This window comes from Serratia sp. 22264 (assembly GCF_052045345.1).
In the GTDB taxonomy this organism is placed as follows: Bacteria; Pseudomonadota; Gammaproteobacteria; order Enterobacterales; family Enterobacteriaceae; genus Serratia; species Serratia plymuthica.
Map to the genome: position 1 here is coordinate 1 of NZ_JBQEOY010000023.1, position 557 is coordinate 557.

1 pseudogene is annotated in these 557 nt (G+C 59.8%); it reads right to left on the minus strand.

What is annotated here, in order from left to right:
• A pseudogene (locus ACTJJ1_RS25000) lies at window positions 1-557 on the minus strand (DUF4214 domain-containing protein); the annotation flags it as partial.

Sequence of the window (557 nt, forward strand, 5' to 3'; positions counted from 1 at the left end):
ACATCGGTACCCGCACCACCGTTGCCGCTGATGCCGGCACCTACGGTGTTGGCACCGTTGACAGCGGCGTTACCGGCCCACTTCAGCGAGTCGTTGCCGGCACCCAGGTTAAAATCACCGGTGCCGGTGTTGACCGTAGCCGCGCTGGTGACGGTAACCTTGTCAGCGCCGGAGCTGGCGTTGAGGATCACATTGGCGTCGTTAACCGTAACTGCAACACCCGGGTTAACACCGTCGGTTGACAGATTGACCGTCGAAGCGGCGGTGCCGTTGATGGTCAGGTTGGCCAGGTGATCGGCGAACTGCAGGTTGGCGGTGGTTGCCGCGGTAGCGTTGAGGATCACGTTTTGCAATACGGCAGTTTCCGCATTGCTCAGCACATGGCTGCTGCCGGTGTTGACAGTGCCGGTCGCATTGCCGCTGGCTGCCGAAGTGCTAAGCGTCGCTGCGGTTTTATACAGCAGGCTGCTACCGATATCTGCCTCAAAGGCATGCTGTTGCGAAACGGTAGCGTTGTCCGTTGCGGTGGAATTGCGCAGATCGTTGATGATGGCCAG